13 protein-coding genes are annotated in these 24028 nt (G+C 38.9%); 7 read left to right on the top strand and 6 right to left on the bottom strand.

All coding sequences use genetic code 11. The annotated features are described in order from the left end of the window. The first annotated feature begins 435 nt into the window (after positions 1–435). Positions 436–2946 carry a tetratricopeptide repeat protein gene (locus tag NIES592_RS10510; RefSeq protein WP_256678109.1) on the top strand — a complete coding sequence of 837 codons (2511 nt, stop codon included), beginning with the start codon at positions 436–438 and terminating at the stop codon, positions 2944–2946. Positions 2947–3097: 151 nt separating this feature from the next. Here the strand turns inward: NIES592_RS10510 and NIES592_RS10505 are convergent, their stop codons facing one another. The 4 genes from NIES592_RS10505 to tmk form a co-directional block, all read right to left on the bottom strand. Then, positions 3098–4081, bottom strand: a complete 984-nt coding sequence (locus tag NIES592_RS10505; protein WP_073555705.1) for a YegS/Rv2252/BmrU family lipid kinase — start codon at positions 4079–4081, stop codon at positions 3098–3100. A gap of 396 nt (positions 4082–4477) precedes the next feature. Further along, positions 4478–4699, bottom strand: coding sequence for a hypothetical protein (locus tag NIES592_RS10500; RefSeq protein WP_009456953.1), 222 nt, complete (start codon positions 4697–4699; stop codon positions 4478–4480). 128 nt (positions 4700–4827) lie between these two features. After that, positions 4828–5142, bottom strand: coding sequence for a response regulator (locus NIES592_RS10495; RefSeq protein ID WP_073555704.1), 315 nt, complete (start codon positions 5140–5142; stop codon positions 4828–4830). 618 nt (positions 5143–5760) lie between these two features. Next, entirely contained in the window at positions 5761–6408 is a 648-nt protein-coding gene (gene tmk / locus NIES592_RS10490; protein WP_073555703.1) for a dTMP kinase, read from the bottom strand. A gap of 232 nt (positions 6409–6640) precedes the next feature. Here tmk and NIES592_RS10485 point away from each other — a divergent pair, with 232 nt between their 5' ends. From NIES592_RS10485 to NIES592_RS10475, 3 genes are all read left to right on the top strand, one after another. Then, entirely contained in the window at positions 6641–10588 is a 3948-nt protein-coding gene (locus tag NIES592_RS10485; protein WP_073555702.1) for a DUF2157 domain-containing protein, read from the top strand. A gap of 190 nt (positions 10589–10778) precedes the next feature. After that, positions 10779–11177 (top strand): tetratricopeptide repeat protein, encoded by a 399-nt coding sequence (locus NIES592_RS10480; RefSeq protein WP_062248150.1) that lies wholly within the window; start codon positions 10779–10781, stop codon positions 11175–11177. A 29-nt stretch (positions 11178–11206) separates the two neighbouring features. Further along, on the top strand, positions 11207–14947 hold the full coding sequence (locus NIES592_RS10475; protein WP_073555739.1) for a class I SAM-dependent methyltransferase: 3741 nt from the start codon (positions 11207–11209) through the stop codon (positions 14945–14947). 593 nt (positions 14948–15540) lie between these two features. Here the strand turns inward: NIES592_RS10475 and NIES592_RS10470 are convergent. Both NIES592_RS10470 and NIES592_RS10465 read right to left on the bottom strand, forming a co-directional pair. Beyond that, entirely contained in the window at positions 15541–17763 is a 2223-nt protein-coding gene (locus NIES592_RS10470; protein WP_073555701.1) for an O-linked N-acetylglucosamine transferase, SPINDLY family protein, read from the bottom strand. Between the two features lie 151 nt (positions 17764–17914). Then, positions 17915–18445 carry a type IV pilin-like G/H family protein gene (locus NIES592_RS10465; RefSeq protein WP_073555700.1) on the bottom strand — a complete coding sequence of 177 codons (531 nt, stop codon included), beginning with the start codon at positions 18443–18445 and terminating at the stop codon, positions 17915–17917. A gap of 597 nt (positions 18446–19042) precedes the next feature. Between NIES592_RS10465 and NIES592_RS10460 the strand changes: the two genes are divergently transcribed. From NIES592_RS10460 to NIES592_RS10450, 3 genes are all read left to right on the top strand, one after another. After that, positions 19043–21793, top strand: coding sequence for a cation-translocating P-type ATPase (locus NIES592_RS10460; protein WP_073555699.1), 2751 nt, complete (start codon positions 19043–19045; stop codon positions 21791–21793). A gap of 370 nt (positions 21794–22163) precedes the next feature. Next, complete coding sequence (locus NIES592_RS10455) at positions 22164–23081, top strand: S-layer homology domain-containing protein (protein WP_073555698.1); 918 nt, start codon at positions 22164–22166, stop codon at positions 23079–23081. Between the two features lie 16 nt (positions 23082–23097). After that, positions 23098–23973, top strand: a complete 876-nt coding sequence (locus NIES592_RS10450; protein WP_073555697.1) for a DUF3267 domain-containing protein — start codon at positions 23098–23100, stop codon at positions 23971–23973. The last annotated feature ends 55 nt before the right edge of the window (positions 23974–24028 follow it).

Here is a 24028-nt window from a genome sequence, read left to right as displayed (position 1 = left end):
GCTTTTCCTATATACTTAAGTATATTTAAGATTCATAACAAATAAATATATGGTTTTAATTAGCGAGATGATGAAAGTACCAATAATCGTGTCTCAAAATGCTTAATAATCATTAATCAAAATTGTTTGACAGATTCTATAAAACAGACGTTTAAAATCAGTCACATAACTTGACAATAGTTTCTATTGTATATACCTTATCAAAGCAAGCTCAAGGGGAGGTAGTAAGCCTTTAGGTAAATGCGGGTGTCGGTGCAACAGGAATTATTTTCTTGTTTGGCTTCACCATAAAACAGTTTAATCATAGATTTTACAAGTTATCTATTACACTATCTGTTAAAGACAAACTTATTCAATCAATCAAGTTTGCACCGGAAACAAGTTACAGGCGATAGCTTCTCAAAACAAACAGAGTTACTGAATCTGGGGTAAGCAGTGCAACAGGACAACATCAAAGAATCTAATTCTCCTCACCCATCTATTGTGAAATTGAGTTGGGTTCACCAAGATTTAGTGCATTTGCGACCTTTTATTCGCAGCACCGTCAAATTATTCAAGTTAGCAGACAAAGCTAGTTGCCCAGAAATATTAGTACAAGAGGTGCTGGGGTGGACAGGCGCTCAACCTTTCCTGACTCAAAAGGTTTGTCAATTACTGTGTGAGTATGAAAGTTTTATTGGTGCTGGTGAAGAAGCAGCCGTAGTTGAGCAATTAGTACAAAATCACTTGATTGCAAATTGGCAAACTCAGATAGCTGCTGAGCATTTACAGACAATTCAAGATGGTTTGATTGCTAATCCCAGATGTGACTCAATATGGCTTTTGAGGTTGTATCAGCAAATTTTGCAACAAGGAGAATTATTAGTACACGACAGTTCAGTCCAAACAGAGTTATTGAATTTAGGATTAGTAGCTAAACAAGAAAATAAATTAAGGATATCGAACCGCATCTACGAATCTGTTTTTAATTTGAATTGGGTTGAACATGAATTAGGGCGTTTGCGACCTATTATTTACAACACCACCAAATTATTTGAACTAGATGAAAAAGCAACTCGTTCAGATATTGTACTGGAACAAGTATTGTTGTGGACAAACGCTCAACCTTTCCTAACCCAAAAGGTTTGTCAATTACTGTGTGAGTATGAAAGTTTTATTGGTGCTGGTGAAGAAGCAGCCATAGTTGAACAGTTGGTACAAAATCACTTGATTGCAAATTGGCAAACTCAGATAGCTGCTGAACATTTGCAAGCAATTCAGGAAAGTTTAGTCAAAAATCAATTCTGCGATCCCATTCAACTGCTCAAACTTTATCAACAAATATTACAAGATCCAGAGTTCCCTATTCAAAACTATTCAGTTGAAACAGAATTATTAAATATAGGATTAGTAGTTAAACAAGAAGATAAATTAAAAGTAGCCAACCGCATTTACCAATATGTGTTTAATTTGGATTGGGTAAATCAACAACTAGAACGGTTACAACCTTTAATTCAAAATCCAATTAAAGTTTTTCAGCTACATGAAAAAGCTAGTTGCCCAGAAATATTAGTACAAGAGGTGCTGGGGTGGACAGGCGCTCAACCTTTCCTGACTCAAAAGGTTTGTCAATTACTGTGTGAGTATGAAAGTTTTATTGGTGCTGGTGAAGAAGCAGCCATAGTTGAACAGTTAGTACAAAATAACTTGATTGCAAATTGGCAAACTCAGATAGCTGCTGAACATTTACAGATAATTCACGATGGTTTGATTGCGAATCCCAGATGTGACTCAATATGGCTGTTGAGGTTGTATCAACGAATTTTGCAACAAGGAGAATTACCAGTACAGGACAGTCCAATTCAAACAGAGTTATTAAATTTAGGCTTAGTTGTTGAGCAAGAAAATAAATTAAAGACATCGAACCACATCTACGAATCTGTTTTTAATTTAAGCTGGGTTGACCAACAATTAGCAAACATGCTGGAAATTACACCTCCAAGCAGATCTAGAATGACTTCTGACAACTTATTTCCAGGATCTATACTTAAGGCCAAAAATTTAATTTTTCAACCAAGAGTTTTAATATTTCGAGGTATTTGGATTTTACTAGCAATACTTGGATTCAGCGCTCTTTGCTGGAGTTTTTATAAAAATATAGAAGTAAACATTCTTTTTCAAGAAGGGAATAAACTCTTCAATCAAGGAGAATATAAAAAGGCGATCGCTAAATTCGACAAACTTCTCAACATCGATAGCAATTACTATCAAGCTTGGACTAACCGAGGTTATGCACTCGCTGGTTTGCAAGAATATAACAAGATGTTAGAGTCCTGCTCGACAGCTACGATTATAGAACCAAAAGCTGTGTATGCTTGGAATTGTCAAGGAGAAGCGCTTTATAATCTCCAGCAATACTATGAGGCTGTCTCTGCTTTTGACACAGCGATCGCTCTTGACACCAAAGACCCGATATTTTGGATTAATAAAACCGAATCATTATTAGCACTTAAACAAATTGATACAGCACTGATCACTATTGATGAAGCAATTAACCTGTTGCAAAAAATGCAAAAAGCTAATCCGCAACAAAATATTACCAGAGAGTTAACAATTGCATATAGCCACAGAGGTAAGGTGCTATGGCAAAAAAAACAATATACAGAAGCTCTTGCAGCTTTTGATAAAGCTTTAATGAACGATCCACAATATTTTACTGCTTTGCGGGGTCGGGGTTTAGCACTTCAAGGTTTAAAGCAATATAAACAAGCGATCGCTCAATTTCAGCAGATGCTAAATGAATCTCCTTTGACAGATACTCAAAAAGCAGAAGCTTTGTATTACATAGGACAGACTCATTGTCGGTTGTCCCAATTTTCAGACGGAATTGTTGCTTTAGAAGCAGCCCTCAAACTCAAACCAGACTACCAAGCAGCAGAAGAAGCGAAAGGTAAATGTAGTAGATGATTAAAGCATAGAGAATAACCAAGCTTCTCCAAGAGTTTCTTGACACTTTTAGGTCGTTGTTTGTCAAAAACCTCTTAGTTGTCTCAGCCTTGAGTGGAAGCTGCCACATTTTCATGCATGGCGGTGAAATTTTTTCATCGGGACTACCTTCTTAAGAGTCAAAGCTTTCATTGGTTTGTTTGACCTGAATGTTTAAGTTAGGTAATCCCTCTAACTTTTCTGGAGGAGGAAGTTCCTCTTGCGCTAGGGGTACAAAAACTTTTAGACTTGCTGGTATGCACTCAATTTCTACTGGAGTTTTTCCTAGAACTTCACCATCAACAACAACTTTTTGAGGTGGCTCGGTTGTAATTTTAAATTTTTTAGCTCGTAGATATCCAATGTCATTTCTTTCTGCTGGAATAGCCACAGAAGCTGTCTGAAATAAGTGAAATGTAGCCGCGATCGCAGCTGCTCTGTTAGCCGGAGCTACTATAGTTAAATCCAGCAATCCGTCATCTACAATTAGTCCTGCTGGCCCTTGGGCTAAAACGGATGTAGCAGGTGCAGCATTTGCTACTGTTACTGCTGCTGCACAAGTTGAAATTACTTTATCTTCAGTTTCAATTTCTACATCAAATGACTGTAATTCACTTAATTGTTTAAATCCAGCTATGATATAAGCCAAGAAACCAAAACGATTTTTCGATTCCCGATCTGCTTTTTCTACGGTTTCTGCTTCAAAGCCAATACCTGTCAGCAGTACCATTGGATAACCGTTGCAAGTGGCAGTATCTACAATCCGCGTTCCACCTTGCAAAATTGTTTTGCAAGCACCTTCAATTGTGTCTGGTATGCCTAAGGCTGTGGCAAAGGCGTTTGCTGTTCCACGAGAAATGATGCCAAATGGAATATCACTACCTACTACAGCCGCTGCTGCTGCCGAGAGAGTGCCATCTCCTCCAGAAGCAATGATAGCATCTACTCCTCTTTGCACAGCATCGTGTGCTAGTTGATCGGCACAGATTTCTTGTGTTGTGAAGTGAATATCCAGGTCGATTTCTGGCTCTAAGATAGCTCGAATTTGTGCCAACTCTTGCTCTGAGTCGCCCTGACCTGCTACTGGATTAAAAATGAGGCAGGCTGAACGTTTCATATACTTAAAAATAATATAGTTCGCAAAGTTATCAAATCAATTCTTAACATATCTGTAAAATTAAAACTTCCCCCTTACGATAGGATTTTGAGTAATGAATCGAAAGATTAGAAGGAAACGTCATCTGAAACTGCCTATGCATACGACTTGATCATGGACTTGCCCAGTGGCTACAACATCTAAATCGGCTAAGGAGGGGAGGGAGTGGCCTTTCCGGGATACAATTATTGATATTTTCACAGATTTTATTGTTAGGAAAGCTGAATGTTTAAAATTTCTCCGATAAATATTTGATGTTTTAAACTCAATTAATTAATGATGGTTTCTTGATCAAGCAGCGATCGCATTTATAAATCTGCGAAGTGGTTCCAAGTTTTGAATTAGACCAAATACAACCTAAACTTGTTCTGCATCTTGATTAAGTAATTCAAATTCATCCCGGGGCAATGATACTATGATACGCTCTGAAGTACAATCTACTTGAATTAGCCAGCGTCCTGTTGGGCGACCATTTGAAAGTAATTCTTCACCACAAACTACTCCAAGCTTTCCCGCTACATATGCTGGATGCAGAACTATGACTTTTTGTGTAACCAACGGTTGTCGAGATTTTAGCATTACCCCAATTTCCATCCACACTACGATTCTCAAATTTATGCATCCCGATCATAAGAGTTCTTCAAAATAGCTGCAAAGCTTCATTGTCTTAATTTTGGTTTAAGTAAGTAGATTCATTATTGTAATAATTATTTTTTATCAGATAGACTGGCAACTACTTTTACTAATCTATCGGGATCAATAGGTTTGGTTAGGTGCGTCTGAAAACCTGCATTGAGTACGAGGATATCTTCATCATCTCTCAAGTAACCTGTTACGGCAATAGCTGGAATAAATTCACCGAGTTCTTGCTCACGGGAGCGAACCTTCTGGATTAACGAGCAGCCATTTCCATCTAGTAAATTAATGCTACTGATCAAGATACTTGGTTTCATATATTCGAGTGCTAAGAGTGCTTGACTAATTGCTGTTACTACTATTACGCCTCCTCCAGCGTCTTGCAGTACAAAAGTTCTCTACTAAAAGTATCTGTAAACCATTAAGTGTATGAAATTCATTTGATATCATTAATATGTCCAAATATTTCTGATTTTACTCTTTCTAAAATCTCGTTATTTAAATAATTTATTTTTTGTGGATAAAAGCAGAAAAATGCTTTTAATTAATCGAAGAATATTCAATATTTACGTGAAATTTAAATTTTATATTTACTAGCTAAAATCAAATAATATCGTCAAAATCAAAACTACGCATCTATCTATATGATGAGTAGAATAGTGAATATTGTTAAATCATACTGTAGCAGTAACTACAACAATCAATCATGCTGAAATCAGCATGATTGGAGACTATCCTGATATCTTTAAAAAAGCATGAGCAAATATAATTTGTCATTAGAAAACTTAAGTTTATATCAAGTCTGGCTAATCACTTACGATTAAAATTTCTCCCTTGTCCGCTGTGTCTGGTCGTCAGTGCGTTAGTCTGAATAATAAGTGTTTAAGCGGACATCGTATTACTTGTGTGGATGCACAGAAAATTGAAATTACTAAACTTGGATAAGGTTAGTAAAATTGTGTAACTAATACCGATTATCTAATTCCTCTCGTTCATGGGGGTTTTTAGAATTCATGCAATAGGTCTAATTTAAGTCTCTGAGTTAAAACGTCTTGAATTTGTTTTTCTACTATCTCTACACTGGCACTAGCATCTATACGTACAATTCTGTGTGGTTCGGTTGTAGCTAATTCTGCATATCCTTGTTGTATGCGACGATGAAAGGCAATTGCTTCTTGTTCAATGCGGTCTAGCCCCCTAGTTGTTCCACGTTTGCGGGTTAATCCAACCTCAACATCAAGATCAAGCCATAGGGTAATATCACTTTCTAAGCCATCGGTGGCAATGCTGTTGAGCTTATGGATTAAACTCATATCTAAGCCGCGACCATAACCTTGGTAAACAATGGTGGAGTCAGTATAGCGATCGCATAATATTATTTTCCCGGCTGCAAGATTTGGTCTGAGTTCTTCTTCCACGTGTTGCGATCGGTCAGCAGCGTATAATAATAATTCTGTTCTATCAGCGATCGGCTGATCTAGTGACTTTTCTAGTAACAAGTGCCTCAGATGCAAGCCTAAAGGAGTTCCTCCCGGTTCACGAGTCACTGCGACAGAGATACCCAGGCTTTGCAACCACTTACTACAAAGTTGTATCTGAGTTGTTTTGCCGCAACCTTCTACCCCTTCAAATACGATCAATTTACCATTCATTTTGCTGAACCGATTTTTACCTACGTGCTTTATTAGGGTAGCAGGTATGTTGCTCAAACCTGAAAATTGGAAATACAGCCCGTGTAGCAGTTCCCGTTGCAAAAGGGCGGGGTGTAACTCAGGTGAGTAAATAAAAATTAACGACAGTCAGCAACATAAGTGGCACAGCTAGAGCGAAAATACAGTTGGAGAAACTGATGATTTAAGTATCTTAGCTGCACTGCTACTACTTATGTCATCCCCCCTTGATCGCCCACTCAAAATTGAAATTAGGCTGCCATCCTACCATCCGCAGTTACTGCAAGGACTTGATACGTGGTTGCGCTTGGGCTTGATATCTGATGCCCAAGTTCGGCAACTGTGTCGAGAACACCTTGTTTGCAAAGTAGTATTGGAATCTCAGATTCAACCTGAACCAGAGAAAGCAACTGTCACATCTACATCTGTACAACCTGTAACTGCTAACAAAGTTCAGCCACCACCAGAACCAGTAAAACCGAATTTTGCCACAGAAATATTGCAGTCACTTCTATCAGAATTAAGTGTGCGTTGGCTGCTGTTTTTGGGTGTATTTCTGGTAGTGTTGTCTTCTGGAGTGCTTGCAGCTAGCCAGTGGGAAAGATTTCCTGCATCAGGACAGTATGGGGTTTTGTTTGCTTATACCCTGAGTTTTGCGGGAATGAGTTTGTGGACAGCCAAGCAAAGTAATTTAAGACTGACGGCACAGACATTATTAATTGTCACGCTTTTATTGGTGCCAATAAATTTTTGGGCGATGGATCGCTTTGGGTTGTGGCACAATCCTGTGAACTGGATAGTAGTGGCGATCGCCTCTATTTGTCTAAGTGCGATTACAATTTTGATCGGCAAAAGTCGCCTATTTCCAGCCAATTTAGCAAATCAAAAATTATTTTTAGTAAATATTCTCGGCTTAAGTTATCTGCACTGGGGCTGGAATCTACCAATATTTCCCTTAATTGCCCTTTATCTGGCAGTTGTAGGAACGACTCTGATTACCGCTTATCAAACTCGTTTGCGATCACGACAAACAGATAACGGTATTAGTTTATCTGCCTTGGTTGTGGTTTATGCCTTACTGGTATTGTTAGTTAGGGGAATTTTTATTCACCACCTAGATGTGACGCAGCTAGGATTAGCTGTTGGTATTTGTGGTTGGCTGCTAACTTGGTTGGCACTATCGAAAGGTGTAGAGACGCGCCATGGCGCGTCTCTACAAGCCCCATCTGTGCCTTGGCAACTAATCGGTGGTATCTTGTTATTCCTCGGTTGGTTGGTTTCGATAGTATCTCATCCTGGGCAAGCAATAGCTGTAATTGGCTTGGGTTTGTGGTTTTTCGCTCGTCGTTTGCAACTATATAACCACAAGCGTGACTTTGTAGCTATTTTTGCAATCGGTTTGCAGGCAATTTGGCTGGGCTGGCGGTTAGTACCTGATGCTTTACAACAAAGAGCGATCGCCACTGCAACCCAACTCACCAATTCTCAAAGTGAAGCTTGGGCTTTACTAAGTGTCGCTTTATTTCCCTATGTCATTTTGATGGTGGTGCTGACAGACAAGCTACACCACACCGGTAGAAGAGAAATAGCTAAGTTTGGTGAACAGCTAACATTAGGTTTTGCTTCTGGGTTAACCGTAATTGCCTTAGTTAACCCAGCATTGCGATCGCTAAATCTCCTACTTTCCACAATCACTTTAGCAGTTGTCACCCAACGCCGCCCCACTCCCCCCACTCCTCACACTCCTCATACTCCCCCCACCTCACCATACTACCCCTTATCCCCAGAGGGAACCCCCGCCTTCCCCACCTCCCCCACGCTGATATCTCTCACTCACATCACAGGAGTAGTAACGCTGTGTTCGTTCATTGATTGGGTGTTCCCAAATCTGAGTAATGAAATCTGGGCAACCATTTTGTTAGTCATCATGGTAGCCGAGTGGCTATTTAGTCTTGGTGAAGGTTGGTGGCGACGTAGTGCTTGGTTCATCGGTTTGGGACTAGCTGCAATTAGTTTTTACCTATTTTGGGTAAATGCTGAATTCGCCTGGAGAAACTATGCTGTCAATAATGCGAGTTGGGGGCTGATTTGGTTAACTACTCCCCTAACTCTCACAGGTGTCGCTAGTCGTAGTGGTGGAGAAAAGCGAGATTTTACTACTGTCTTGAGTGTCATCGGGTTGGGACTTACCCAGTTACTCACTTTACCTGTAGCTACAGCCAGATTAATGGGTTTGACAGTTGCTGCGGCTTTGATGTTTGTAAACACTAGTTTTTTAAGACACAAAGCTTATGCGGTAATTACAGTTGGTTTTGTTCTGAGTGCGATCGCCACCTTGCTGTGGGAAGGCGTACCCGGTTTCCCGAAACTATCAGTACAAGGGTGGTTTGTAGTCGGGGCAATAACTATCTTATGTTTATGGTTGACTCGCACAGCACTGCGACAAAGAAGTAATGAATTAGCAAATATTTATGCAGTTGCAACAGATAGATGGGCGATCGCCTTAACTGGTGTAGAGTTATTCAGTTTGACACTGCACTCTGTCTGGGTTTACCAGCGTGTTGCAACTCCTGGATTGTTATATGTCGCTGCTAATGTGATTATTCTGGCAGCCATCATTTATCGTAGTTGGCGACAACCAACAAATTTGGCTTTTTATGGGATTGGTTGGTGTTTAGAATTATTAATTGCCGAGTTGCTGGCTTTTAGCGATCGCTCTATGATTCAAATTGCGATCGCCAATATCGCCTTGGGTTTATTCTCTCAGTTGTTTGGAGAATGGTGGCAACGGCGACACCGTTTAGAAAAATTACCTAGCAGCTTTCATATTCTCCCGTTGATTTATGCAGGCTTCAGCTTACTGCTACGATTGAACACCTTCACGGACTGGACAGGTTTGGCTTCTTTGGGTGTAGCTGTAATTGTGATCGGAGTGGGGCGACGTCGGCAAGAATTTAAACCCCTAGTTTACCTGGGAATTTTAGGTATATCAATTTCTGCCTATGAACTTTTGTTCTATCAAATGCTGCAAGCTTCAGGGGGTGCATGGGGTGATGGTTTAATTGCCATGTCAGCTTTAGGCACAACTATTATGTATGCCTATCGTCTATTGTCGCCTTGGCTGGTCAATTATTTACGACTGACACCACAAGAATTAAAAGTGATTGCCCATCTGCATTGGGCTTGGAGCAGCTTTTTATTGATCGTAGCTATCACTGCACCCATTCAAGTTAACCGCCTCTTGGGTTTAGGAACAGGTATATTTTTGATTCGTTACGCCATCTTTCAGGGAAGACGCCCACAGCAGAGAGAAAACAGCAGTAACTTTGCGTCAGTAGCGACACCCGATGAAATTTGGGTTTACCTGGGGTTATTAGAAGTAGCTGCGATGAGGATTTTTTGGCGAGAAACAACTGTGGGACAATGGTTTGCTGGGCCATTAGTACCTTGGAATGCTGCGATCGCCTGTGTGGTTGCCTATTTCCTCTACATCTTACCTTGGGAAACCTGGGGTTGGTCAAAAAGACCTTGGCAAAGAGCCGCCTACATCATACCACTAATACTTTTATGGGAAACCAGACTACAAATTCATCCAATTGCTTTGCTGTTAACAGCCGGATTTTACGCTTTCCTTGGCAAATTTAGCAATCAATTCCGCGTTACCTATATCAGCGTGGCGTTGATTGATTGGGCTATTTTCCGCTGGTTTGCTGCATTCGGTTTGAATGATAGTTTATGGTATGTGACAGTAATCGGCTTATCTCTACTATATGTTGCCCAATTTGATCCCCAACTAAGACAACCAGACATGAAAGCCAGCCGTCACTACTGGCGACTGCTGAGTAGCGGCTTAATTTGCGGATGGGCGATTTTATTTCATCAAGATACAGCCTTAATACCAGGAATATTCAGTCTCATCGCTATCTTTGCAGGCTTAGGTTTGCGAGTGCGGGCTTTTCTGTATGTTGGCACAGCTACCTTTTTGATTACTGCTTTTTATCAATTAGTGCTTTTTAGCTTGCGCTACTCATTTTTTAAATGGATTATTGGCTTAGTAGTGGGTATCATCTTCATTTCCATCGCCGCCAACTTTGAAACTCATCGCGCCCAGTTAAATTCTTTACTTCGCAATACAAGCGATAAATTTCAAGATTGGGAGTAGATCACTCCTGTTTCTTCTCTGTATTTTCTGTTTATCTGCGGTTCAATTAAAAAACCACACAGACACAGAGGACACAGAGAAAATTGCGCGAAATATCTTTAACCCAGATGTTAGTTTTTGAAAAACACTGGGTATTCTCTTAACAGGAGGATTGCTGGTACTTAAGTATTTACCGCAGTAACTGTTGAAGATGGCTAGTTCAGGTGAAGAATACCTAGTCGCCCACCGTCAAAAAATAGAGCGACGACAAAGGATTTTGACTTGGGTGTCAATTGTATCTTTTTTTGGCTCTGGGGTATTGGCTATAGTTCCTACACTGCAACAGGCTATTCAAAACCCTAAACCAGTGACATCTTCTGCTGATACCTCGTTACAACAACAAGCCCAGGGTTTTGAGTTGGTATTACAGCGAGAACCAGAAAACCAAACTGCTTTAGAGGGATTAGTGAAAATACGGTTGCAGCTAGGTGATATCAAGGGCGCGATCGCACCCTTGGAAAAGTTGGTGAAATTGAATCCAGAACGACAAAATTACAAAGTCCTCTTAGAAGAGTTGAAAAAACAAGTAAGTAGTAAGAACAAACAATAGAATAACTAATTAAAAATATAAGTATGAATATGAATAATGAAATTACCAATTCTGAACTGAACCGTTTAATTCCTCCAGAAATTAAAAATGATGAATTTTATGCAACTCTTCAAAGAATTACTAGAGAAGAAAATATCAAAACAGTTTTAGAAATCGGTTCATCTTCAGGAGAAGGAAGTACTGAGGCATTTGTCACAGGAATAAGACACAATCCTCACAAACCCATATTATTTTGTATGGAAGTGTCAAAAACCAGATTTACTGAATTAAAAAAGAGATACAAAAATGATGATTTTGTAAAAGTATATAACTTATCTTCTGTACCTGTCGAAAGTTTTCCTAACGAAAATGAAGTCATTGATTTTTACAAAAATACAGAAAATAATCTAAAAAATTACCCGTTAGAACTCGTACTTTCTTGGTTACACCAAGATATTGAGTATGTAAATAATTCTGGATTATCGGAGCATGGAATTAAAAAAATCAAACAGGAAAACAATATTGATTATTTTGATTTAGTACTGATTGATGGTTCAGAATTTACGGGTAATGCTGAATTGGATGAAATTTATGGAGCAAAATATATTTGTTTAGATGATATCAATACATTTAAAAATTATAAAACTTTTTCCCGCTTAATGAAAGACTCTAATTACACTCTAATTAGCTGTAACAAAAATATACGTAATGGCTATGCTATTTTTAAACAAAAAAATGTTAAGCCAGTTAGTTATCAAACTATTGATGATGCTGTTAAATCTATACCAGGGTTCATGATTTCTGGGCAAGAAGAATACCTTTTTAACAAAGTACAATCTCTTCCAGAAGAAGCTGTGATAGTAGAGATTGGTTCCTTTAGAGGGCGTTCAACGATTGCTATGGGCTATGCTTGCATAGGAACAAATCGAAAAATTTATGCCATTGATACATGGAATGGTAATGATTCCGACTTTTCTGAGCGACAATTTTTTGAAATTTGGCGGCAAAATATTCAAATCAATGGACTTGAGGAATATGTTATACCATTACGTGGTTACTCCCATGATGTGTTGAGTTATTGGCATGAATTAACAGATGGTAAAAATATTGACTTTATTTTTATTGATGGTTCTCATCAGTATTTAGATGTTTTAAAAGATTTTGAATTGTCATTTCCATTGGTTAAAGATGGTGGTTGGATAGCATTTCATGATGTTATACATACATGGCCTGGGCCAGAACGTGTATGGCATAAAATAGCGAAATACATTCTCGTAAATCATGAATATTCCTCAAGTCTCGCATGTGGACAAAAAAATATAACTGCTACAAACTCATCATTAACAACAGGTTTGCCAATTCACTTTTTTACTATTGTTCTAAATGGACAACCATTTATCCGTTACCATATTGAAGTATTCAAACAACTACCTTTCAAATGGCATTGGCATATTGTTGAAGGTGTGGCAGATTTAAAACATGACACCAGTTGGAGTGTAAAACTCGGTGGGCGTATTAGTGATGAAGTTCATAAAAATGGGCGTAGTTGTGATGGGACTACGGAATATCTAGATGAACTAGTGCGCCAGTACCCAGATAACATTACAATTTATCGTCAGCCTGAAGGCGTTTTCTGGGATGGAAAGCGAGAAATGGTAAACGCTCCACTTGCCAATATCCAAGAAGAATGTTTGCTATGGCAAATAGATGTAGATGAACTATGGACATTAGAGCAGATTTGTACTGCTAGAGAAATATTTATTAGTAACCCTGAAAAAACAGCCGCTTTCTATTGGTGTTGGTATTTTGTAGGTGAACAACTAATTATTAGTACTCGTAACTGCTATGCACAGAATCCTCAACAAGAGTGGCTAAGAACTTGGAGATATAAGCCAGGATATATTTGGGCTGCACATGAACCTCCTGTACTAGTAGAAACTTTAGCAGATGGTCAATTTAAAAATGTAGCTGCCGTAAATCCTTTTTTACATCACGAAACAGAACAGCATGGTTTAGTATTTCAACATTTTGCCTATGTAACACCAGAACAATTAAAATTTAAAGAACAATACTACGGCTACAGTAGTGCTGTTACTCAATGGAATGCTTTGCAGAAAACTACCAAATTTCCAATTTTGTTGAGGGAATATTTTCCTTGGGTTCAAGATGAAACCCAAGTAGATATTGCACATACTAGGGGAATAATACCAATAGCACAAAGAGAGAGTGGCAGTAATATTTGGCGATTTTTACAACCAGATGAAGTGCAGCAAGAAATTACTCAGATTAACAAAGTATCACCAATAATTATTGTAGATGGTGTATTCTTTCAACTGTATCAAACTGGTATTGCACGTGTTTGGAAATCATTATTAGAAGAGTGGTCAACCAATGGGTTTGCTAAACATATTATTGTACTTGACCGCGCTGATACCGCTCCTAAAATTCCTGGTATTAGATACCGTACAGTACCAGCTTATGACTACGATAATACTGATGTAGACCGAGAAATACTACAGCAAGTTTGTGATGAAGAAGGTGCTGAAGTTTTTATCTCCAGTTATTACACAACCCCGATAACAACGCCTTCTGTTTTCATGGCATATGACATGATTCCAGAAGTAATGGGATGGGATATGAATAATCCTATGTGGCGAGAAAAAAAGCATGGTATTCGACATGCATCTTCCTATATAACAATTTCAGAAAATACAGCCAATGATCTTGTAAACTCTTACAAAGATATAGTCAGAGAGTCTGTTACTGTAGCTTATTGTGGAGTCAAAAACACTTTTTTCCCATCTAAACCAGAAAAAATTCAAGCCTTTAAACATAAGTATAGTATTAACAAACCGTATTTCCTATTGGTTGGTACAGGAAATGGTTACAAAAATGGTATCTTATTCTTTCAAGCTTTCTCAAAATTAGCGAGTAGCAATGGATTTGATATTGTCTGTACAGGAAGTTGTGGTCTATTAGCACCAGAATTTAGAACGTATACATCAGGTAGTGTTGTACATATGTTGCAACTGAGCGATGAGGAGTTAGCAACAGCTTATTCTGGCGCAGTTGCGTTAGTCTATCCTTCTAAATATGAAGGTTTTGGAATGCCAATAATAGAGGCAATGGCCTGTGGTTGTCCAGTTATTACTTGTCCTAATGCTTCACTTCCAGAAGTAGCAGGAGAAGCAGCTATATATATTAAAGATGATGATGTATCGGCACTAGCAGATGCACTTTGCGAAGTGCAAAAACCTAGTGTTCGTCAATCATTAATTGCTGCGGGTTTAGAACAAGCGAAAAAGTTTTCTTGGTCAAAAATGGCAGAAATTGTTAGTTCAGCTTTAATTGATGCTACACTTTTGCCTTTAAATCTAAAAGAGATAAATTTAATTACTTTTCCTGATTGGTTACAATCAGAAGAATTAATCGGTTTAGAGTTGGCACAAGTAATTAAGACACTAGCAATTCATTCTGAGAGTAGCAGTATAACTTTACTTATTGATACTAATAATATTGCTACTGAAGATGTAGAGTTGTTCTTATCCAGCGTCACCATGAATCTTCTCATGGAGGAAGATCTAGATGTCACTGATGGATTACAAATTTCTATAGTAGGAAATTTGGCTGATATTCAGTGGAAAGTTTTACTACCTCGTCTTCATGGCCGAATTGTTTTAGAACATGAAAATCAACAAGCATTAATACAAGCAAAAGCAGATACTCTTCCGGCTTATGAATTAGCAAGCTTTAGCCAAGCACGAGATAAAGAGTTTTTTTTAGTTGAGTAAAATCAAGCAAGATAGCAAGAAGCGATCGCCTCATATAAGAAATTGATTAATTGCATCAAGGTAGTGCAAATATTTACTGGAACTTGGAATAACACACGCTAAAATTAAGGCTATAACTGCTGGTAGTCCTCTACAAGAAGTTTATCTAGTACTTCGCCAGAACAACTTTGAGGTGTTAAATAACGAACCGCGAAGGCGCGAAGGGCACAAAGTAAGGGGAAAAGAAGAGAAATAAGAAAGTTGATTCACCCAGCAAAGTAGCCTTTTATTTGGTTTTACTCTAGACTTCAGATTATCTGGAGCTAAAATTTTAGTTTTCCAAATTAATTTGAGTTCGATTAATATTATCAGACTAAACAATTGAATCGCCCGCAAGTAAACTGCGGGATAAGAAACCTAAGTCTAGTCAAAGTAGACTGAATGAATAAGCTATTTAACCCACTTAAAGTGGGTTTTTGCTATTAGCCCTAAATTGATTTAAGGGTGGGATGTTGGAGTATATGAAATCTATCAAATTTACCTGAGATTAGAATATTGGATGTATTGGCAATAATAATAAGAAACAACAAAGTCCTGAATTAGTTGCTAAAGGTCTATTCTTCCTCTAGATATTTCTTCCACATCTGTTCGTAAGCCTTTTCCATTTCACGAGTAAATTGCTTACCATTCCACAGAGGTGCTGTTTTCCTAGATTTTTTCAATTTCCAAGCAATTTGTTGTCGTAAAGCCTCATCCTTTCCTAAACGCACACCCCATTCTACATATTCTTCATCAGTCCAGGCTATCCCTTCTGTGATACCAGCATTCATCATCATGGTATAGCTATTACGCGCAGCAAATTGTTCACCTACTCTTGTCACCATAGGAATACACATCCATAGGGTTTCTAGGGTAGTCGTAGCTCCGTTGTAGGGATATGTATCTAATACTATATCTGCAATTTCCAAGTTAGCTCGGTGAACTGATTCTGCAATCACGATTGGTAGAAAGCGGAATTTTGATGTATCAACACCTTCTTCTTCTGCTAGTTTTTCAAAGAATGCTTTAGTAGATTCTTCATCAGATATACCTTTAATTAAGAAGTAGCTATTGGGAACTTCTTTAAGAATTCGCAATTGAAGTCTTGTAATATCTGGATGTCTTTTAAAGCCACGTTGAGCGCAGAGATAGACGACTGCATCATGAGGAATATCTAATTGCTCACGAGTTATCGTAGGTACACTAACTTCAAAACCATCTATACCTATGTAGGTGTGAGGTAAACGCCAAATTTTTTCAGTGTAATATTCTTGGGCTGATTCTGGTAAAACGTAGGGATCAGCAATAAAATAATCTATTGATGGACTACCAGAAGCATCGAAACCCAACCAAGTGACTTGAATTGGTGCAGGTTTTAGGGATACAACTTCACAAGTAATATCTAAGGTGATGCTATCCAAATCGATTAATATATCAATTTCATCTTGGTATATTTGTTCGGCTAGCTCGAAAGTTTTACTTAATTTGTATGCTTTATCGACATTGCTAAGATACCATTCATGTAAAGGATCAAATTCGGGATTTGTGTTGATGAAATAAGCATGGATCTGAAATTTATCTCTGTCATGATATTGGAATAGCCAGCGTGCAAGCCAACCTACAGAATGGCTTCTTAGACAATGAGATAGATATCCTAAGTTAATTTTATTATTAATGTGATTTATTTTCTTTCTGCCTAAGTTACGATGAAAATATTTTTCTACTTGTTCTTTTGCATAATTCACTATATTTGCCTGGCAAAGTTGTAGTAAACGGTTTTGCAGACTTCTGTTTTTTTTAGGATTGTCTTCAAGATATGGGCTGAAAAAGAATGCATTAAATAGCCTCACTATTCTAACTTCATCTAGTTGTGTAGGATTATTTTCTATGAGTTCTGCTACTAATGACTCTTGTCTTTGATTTACAGAACAAGATTCTTGCCAATGTCCGCCTGCACTCATTAATCCCCGTAATATCTGACGATTAGCAAAAACTTTATCTGCGAGATCATCGACCAAAGAATAGTATAATTTTGCTGTTTCTATACCTTTGTCGAATTGACCAGCATTTTGATAAAAACTAGCTAATTGACCTATAACTTCTGTGTTATTAGGACTTAATTTTAAATAAAGTTCACACAATTGTGCTGCTATTGTCGGTAGTCTTTTGGAGTATGCAATTTCTATTGCAGATGGCAATAAAATAGTTAGTAAAGCTTTGGTGTTATCTTGACAATAAGGTAAGCAAACTTCTAGAAAATTTAGGGTTGATGGGTGTGCAGGAGCATAATCTAAAGTAGCTTTTAGAACCTGCATCAATAACTCGAAATTTATCTGTATATTAGGTTCAAATTGGAGAATCTCGATTACTCCCAACTCTTGTAAATCATCCCCTGTATATATTTCTAACTTGATAGATAACAAAACAAGATGCAAGAGGTTATGAATATCTTGAGGATAAATTTCCTTGATGATGCGGCGAATTTTCTCAGCAATTGAATATTCTTTCAGTGATTCCTGACGTCCAGCCTCTGTTTGTAAAATCGTTACTAATTCTGCATTCCATGCATCAACCTGTTCTGGCTCCCCATCCATCATTGCCATGAACCAAGTTGTTTGAGCTTCTACCTCTTGCCCCTGCAATAGCAACATTAATCCTAAATACCAATAGTAGGATTTAATATCAGGTTCTATATTAATAGCTTCTTCGTAGAGACTTGCCGCTTGAATATAATTACCTGTAAGAAAATATTTTTCTGCACGTTGATGGTATTGACTAGGAGTAGTTAAAGAGAGCATAGCGATTCTCAACAATTGGTGAAGGTAATAAAAGATATCGCAATTGCTTATGGAGAAATATTACTGTAAGCTAATTGCAGAAGTTGGGTAGTGTCTAAAAACACTACCCAACAAAAGAAACTTATAAGATTGATAAATACTTTAAACGAGTCTATCTAGCTAGAGAAACAAAATTGTTTTTACAATCTGTAGAAAATGTAGTAACAGTGTCTACTGATGTTGTAGGACCTGGCGACTCGCAAGCTATTGCTAGTGTTAGTGCTTCAGAGGTAGCACTATCTCCTACAGTTGTACCTACCAATCCGTAATAGGATTTCAGTGCTTTTTTAGTAGCTTCCCCTTTAAATTGAGCATCCGCAGTTCCCCCACCAAAAATTTGGTATTTATAATTTTCAGATTGGCTTTTGATTCCTACTTGCAATTCGGAGAGGTTGGTAGCAAACTTTTGGTATTCTAGGAAGTAGGCTTGTTGAGAACGGTTCACTGTACCTACGTAGTTCCGGGCTTCCGATTGCTTCGCTTTGTTCACCTGACCAAGTAGTGAAGGTAACGCGATCGCCGCTAATACACCGATAATAATTACTACCACCAATAATTCAATAAGTGTAAAACCCTCTTCATTTTTTTTCTTACGGTTGTTCAAATACTGGAGGAATTTGGCTTGCAGTTCTGGCTTAAGCATTGGTTTCTCCTTAAAGTGGGGATGTTATAGGTGATTGCCATGTTCTAAAAGTAACTTACCCACTTAAAATGACTTTCATATCACTTTGGTAAAAAGTTTTTCTCGCCAGCGCGCAAAAGGAAGATGGAGAGGTCTTTCAAGGGCAGGGATTTAAAAATCAGATAGTATTGGCTTATAGACTTTGATAATGCGTGAACTACACGTCCATGCGTCTGTTCTAATTGAATGTCGATAGCATTTGGGAAAAGTTGCTGTGTGAGTGTTTGTGCATAACTTTTGACCACTCAAGGCTTGATAATGCTGCACAAAAAAGTCTTCCTATGCCTAGTCGTCAATTTTTGTCATCTACTATAAGTGATAAATTTACTAGAAGTTGACTGATCAATTGCACTCACTTTTAAATCACATTTGTTTCTAATACTGGATGTACAGGCCAACTTTAGTAATTAGCTAGCAACTAGAACAACAATTAATAGACTAATAATCTTAATTTACCCTGTCACCGAAAGGATGAAGTGTGAAGGATGAAAAATGTTCATACTTTATCCTTCCTACTTCATTCTTTTTTAGTCAGTGTTAAATATAAGGGCAAATAAGATGACAGCAACATCACAAGAGATAATTCAGTCAAGCCAATGGCATCATCTGTCTATACAAGAAGTAACTCGGCATTTAGATACTAATTTAGAAACGGGTTTAGCCTCTGCTGTCGTGGCAAAAAAACGGGAACGTTTTGGTGCGAATGAACTCAAAAGCAAACCTGGAAAAAGTCCACTGCTAAGATTTCTCTTGCAATTTAACCAACCACTGCTGTACATCTTGTTGATTGCGGGTGCAATCAAGGCATTTTTAGGGCAGTGGGTGAATGCTGGGGTGATTTGGGGTGTAACTTTGATTAACGCCATTATTGGTTTTGTGCAAGAATCAAAGGCCGAAAGTGCGATCGCTGCCTTAGCTTCCTCAGTAAAAACTAATGCAACCATCATTCGCAATGGTCAAAAGATGCAAGTTCCTTCCACAGAGTTAGTACCGGGAGATGTGGTACTACTTGCTTCTGGAGATAAGGTTCCAGCCGATTTGCGTCTGGTGCAAGTACGGAATCTGCAAGTGAATGAGTCAGCACTCACAGGTGAATCAATTGCAATTGAAAAAAATACACAATCGTTGAATCTAGATACACCTTTAGCAGAACGCACCAATATGGCTTATGCTGGTAGCTTCGTGACCTTTGGTACTGGCAAAGGCATTGTTGTTGCCATAGGAGATGCTACAGAAACTGGACGCATTTCCCAGCTCATAGAACAGGGAACTAGTCTGAAAACGCCATTAACCCGCAAATTTGACAAATTTAGCCGCACCTTGCTGTATATCATTTTAGGGATAGCAGCATTCATGTTTGCAGTTGGGCTGGGATACGGCTACTCCTGGACAGAAATGTTTGAAGCTGCGATCGCCTTTGCTGTCAGTGCTATTCCCGAAGGATTACCAGCTGTTGTCACGGTTACACTAGCAATTGGTGTTTCCCGCATGGCGCGGCGTCATGCTATTGTTCGCAAATTGCCAGCAGTGGAAACCCTCGGTAGTGCCACAGTTATCTGTTCTGATAAAACTGGAACCCTGACAGAAAATCAGATGACTGTACAAGCAATATATGCAGGAGATCAAAATTATACTGTCACTGGTGTAGGCTATGTCCCACAAGGAAAAATTTTACTCAATGAAAAGCCAGTAAATTGGGATAATTCTTCTGCTCTTCAAGAATGTATAAAAGCCGGATTGTTATGTAATGATTCACACCTAGAAAAAAAGAACGGACAGTGGCAGGTTGTTGGTGATCCCACAGAAGGAGCATTGATAGTTGTTGCCAACAAAGTTGGAATTACCCGTAGCAGCTTAGAAGAGGAAATGCCCAGGTTAGATGTCATTCCCTTCGAGTCTGAGTTTCAATACATGGCAACTTTGCATGAAACTTCGTCATTCGCAAGTGATAAAAAACAAGGAACTATCTACGTCAAAGGTTCGGTCGAAGCAATTCTCAAACGTTGTCAACAGATGTTGGACGTAGAGGGGAACCTTATCCCTCTGGATGCAGAAACTATACATCAGAAAGTTGATGCAATGGCTCATCAGGGTTTACGGGTGTTAGCGTTTGCCAAGAAAACTGTGCCAGATATAGAGACGTTGTGCACAACGTCTCTACAACATGCAGATATCGAAAATGATTTGATTTTCTTGGGATTGCAGGGGATGATCGATCCACCTAGAAAAGAAGCAATCAAAGCGGTACAAGCCTGTCAAGAAGCTGGTATTCAAGTCAAAATGATTACAGGCGATCATGCAGTCACCGCCCAAGCAATAGCCAGAAGTATGGGCTTCAACAAAAACGGTGAAGTTCTGGCCTTTACAGGAAGTCAACTTGCTCAAATGGGTAAATCAGAACTTGCTACAGCCATAGAAGATGGAGTGGTGTTTGCTCGTGTTGCACCAGAACAGAAACTGCGTATTGTTGAAGCACTACAATCTAGAGGCGAAGTCGTCGCCATGACAGGGGATGGTGTCAACGATGCACCCGCCCTCAAACAGGCAGATATTGGTATTGCGATGGGAGGTGCAGGTACAGAGGTAGCGAAAGAAGCCTCTGACATGATTTTGACCGATGATAATTTCGCTTCCATAGAAGCAGCAGTTGAAGAAGGGCGGACTGTATATCGAAACCTGCTTAAAGCGATCGCCTTCATTCTACCCGTCAATGGTGGTGAATCGATGACGATTTTGATTAGTGTACTACTTGCCAGAGAATTGCCGATTTTATCTTTACAAGTTCTGTGGTTGAACATGGTGAATTCTATCACCATGACTGTACCCTTAGCCTTTGAGCCAAAATCTGAACGGGTGATGCAAAAACCACCACGTAATCCTCGTGAACCTTTACTATCCCCAAGTCTACTCCAACGCATCCTGGCAATTTCCATCTTTAACTGGATTTTGATTTTTGGCGTATTTGAATGGATACGACAAACCACAGGAAATATCGATTTAGCTCGGACAATGGCAATTCAAGCCTTAGTAGCTGGACGAATTTTTTATCTTTTAAGTATTAGTCAATTAGGAAGTGCTGTTATTGCCAGACTTCGAGGAATTAGACATAGAATTAACGATGCCTCAGCAATTGGAATTGGAATTGCTTGTACTGTAATTTTGCAGATAATTTTTAGTCAATGGAACTTGATGAATAGCTTATTTTCTACAGCACCACTAAACTTAAATCAATGGTTAATTTGCTTGCTTCTCGGGTTGCCAATGCTTATATTATCCGCATTAGTCAACCGATTTGACCCTCTTGACTGAGTTAGTTAATCACTCGATAAAAGGAAACAGGGAATAGGTAAAAACCAATTACCTTTTCCCCAATTACCAACTGCGGAAGTACAATATCATACGCAATTAGCTGAAATTGATGTTAGAAAAATTTGATCCTTGGCGTTCTTGGCGTCTTGGTGGTTCATTCTTAATCCCCTTTGATACAACGCGCAAAAAACCTTGCCTGTAAACATATTAGCTGAAAATCTTGAATTAGAAATAGATGCATTGTACCTATTTTTCCAATTGTCTCTGAATAAGTATCTAGGAAAATCAGATTAATACCAATAGATAGATATAGGAATGAAATCCAGAAAATACTATTAGTAAATAAGTATGATCATTAGGAGGTATCCTCATGACTAGCTTTCTTCGATTATTCTCAGTAGCTGTATCTGTACCCACTTTATGTTTAGCAGTCAATGCAGCTGTACCCTTACTAAGTCATGCTCAAACTCCAATACAGACAACCTTCCGTGATGTGCCACCTAATTATTGGGCGCAACCATTCATTCAACGCTTGGCGCAGAAGAACATTGTAGCGGGATATCCTGATGGTACATTTCGACCAGAGCAAGCAGTACAGCGTGATGAATTAGCTGCCATTATTCGTCAAGCTTTTAACCAACCGCCAGTGCGACAGATAGAAAGCGGCTCTGTATTCAAAGATGTTTCTGAACAATCCTGGGCAGAAAATCCAATTGAGTCAGCATATCAACAAGGCTTTATGTCTGCCTACCCTAATGGTAATTTTCGACCAAATCAACCTGTTACCAAAGTAGAAGCAATAACTGCTTTGAACAGAGGTTTAGATTTAACTTCTGATACGCCAGTGGCAGTTTCTCCAACTACTCAACCAACTACACAACAACGAGCAAGGAGAAAACCAGTATTTGTCCCAATCGCAATAACTTCCTTAATGCAGCCTCTAATAATTCCTAGAGCCGAGGCTGTACCTCCTGGAACAACGACACCTCAAGAAACTACACAACCCGAACGTTCTGCCTCAGCTATTGTCAATGACTATTACACAGATGCCAACAGTATCCCGCAAAATGCTATTCCTGATGTCGCCGCAGCGACCAAACAAAATATAGTGGTGAACTATCCAAATGCAAGAGAACTCAACCCTAACCAGCCTGCTAGCCGTGCAGAAATTGCGGCTTTAATCCATCAAACATTGGTTTCTCAGGGAAGAATTGAACCACTTCCTGAAGATTCGCCTGCTAATCAGTATATTGTTCGGACTTCTGGTAATAACCAAAATACTCAATAGCAGTCGTTGATAGTTTATGGTTCATCATCACGAGCCAACTTATATTTTCCGCCTAACGCACGAACTCGCGTTGCGTTGGGCAACCTTGAGTATTGTGCTTTTTTTTATAAGTGTGGCAGGTGTGAGTGGATTTTACCAAGCCATTCACGGGCAGACATGGACATTTATATCTGCAAGTAACCAAACAAATCAATGGTCAGCCCTTGTTGTATTCTTAGGATTTATTGCTGTTTTATTCGGACAGATCATTATTCACGAATTAATTCACGGGGTGGCGTTCGCTGCCTTTGGTGGGTCGCCCCGTTACGGAGTTGGTGTTAAATTTTTCTTACCTTATGCTTACGCAACTTCACCAGGAACTCGCTTTTCCCGTAACGCATATTTGGTTATTGACCTGGCTCCGTTGGTTGTAATTGATTTGCTGTGTCTGGTTTTAGTAGCGATATTTCCACAAGCAGCTTGGCTTGGTTTAGTTGTAGTATTTAATACTTCTGGAGCTAGCGGTGATTTGTGGATGGCAACGCTGCTGCTGCGCTGTCCTGCGTCAATTGAGGTGGAAGATCGTCATACAGGTATGGCGATTTACGCTCCTCCTGATGTTGATTTTCGTTCGCTACCCTTTAAAACTTCTAGTTCAAAAACTCGTTCTGCTTTATGGGTTTGGGGTAACGTTACGCTCCTAGCTTTGATGGTAGTGTTTTTGGGTAGCTTTCTGCTGATGCCAATCTTCCAGATTTTGCAGGTTCCTTCATTTGTTTTAGGTACAGATTCTTTCTGGATTATGCGCTGGCAGAATAACGAACAAGAAGTGCGTATAGGTTTGAATCTATTGTCTGTTTTAGCGATCGCTGCCTTTTTTGGACTTGTGGGTATTTTGGTGAAGAATTGGTAGGTAATTGGTAATTTACAGCGTTTTGCAAATAAATGGAGTACACCCCTCCCTAACC

Source organism: Fischerella major NIES-592 (assembly GCF_001904645.1).
GTDB classification, from domain to species: domain Bacteria; phylum Cyanobacteriota; class Cyanobacteriia; order Cyanobacteriales; family Nostocaceae; genus Fischerella; species Fischerella thermalis.
The sequence above is the reverse complement of the archived record's forward strand: the minus strand, read 5'-3'. Positions and strand labels throughout refer to the sequence as shown.

What these genes read in the sequence shown, in the direction of transcription:
- NIES592_RS10505 (WP_073555705.1), bottom strand. Translation starts at nt 4,081, where the DNA reads ATGAAACGTTCAGCCTGCCTCATTTTTAATCCAGTAGCAGGTCAGGGC.
- NIES592_RS10500 (WP_009456953.1), bottom strand. Translation starts at nt 4,699, where the DNA reads ATGCTAAAATCTCGACAACCGTTGGTTACACAAAAAGTCATAGTTCTG.
- tmk (WP_073555703.1), bottom strand. Translation starts at nt 6,408, where the DNA reads ATGAATGGTAAATTGATCGTATTTGAAGGGGTAGAAGGTTGCGGCAAA.
- NIES592_RS10485 (WP_073555702.1), top strand. Translation starts at nt 6,641, where the DNA reads ATGTCATCCCCCCTTGATCGCCCACTCAAAATTGAAATTAGGCTGCCA.
- NIES592_RS10480 (WP_062248150.1), top strand. Translation starts at nt 10,779, where the DNA reads ATGGCTAGTTCAGGTGAAGAATACCTAGTCGCCCACCGTCAAAAAATA.
- NIES592_RS10475 (WP_073555739.1), top strand. Translation starts at nt 11,207, where the DNA reads ATGAATAATGAAATTACCAATTCTGAACTGAACCGTTTAATTCCTCCA.
- NIES592_RS10470 (WP_073555701.1), bottom strand. Translation starts at nt 17,763, where the DNA reads ATGCTCTCTTTAACTACTCCTAGTCAATACCATCAACGTGCAGAAAAA.
- NIES592_RS10465 (WP_073555700.1), bottom strand. Translation starts at nt 18,445, where the DNA reads ATGCTTAAGCCAGAACTGCAAGCCAAATTCCTCCAGTATTTGAACAAC.
- NIES592_RS10460 (WP_073555699.1), top strand. Translation starts at nt 19,043, where the DNA reads ATGACAGCAACATCACAAGAGATAATTCAGTCAAGCCAATGGCATCAT.
- NIES592_RS10455 (WP_073555698.1), top strand. Translation starts at nt 22,164, where the DNA reads ATGACTAGCTTTCTTCGATTATTCTCAGTAGCTGTATCTGTACCCACT.
- NIES592_RS10450 (WP_073555697.1), top strand. Translation starts at nt 23,098, where the DNA reads ATGGTTCATCATCACGAGCCAACTTATATTTTCCGCCTAACGCACGAA.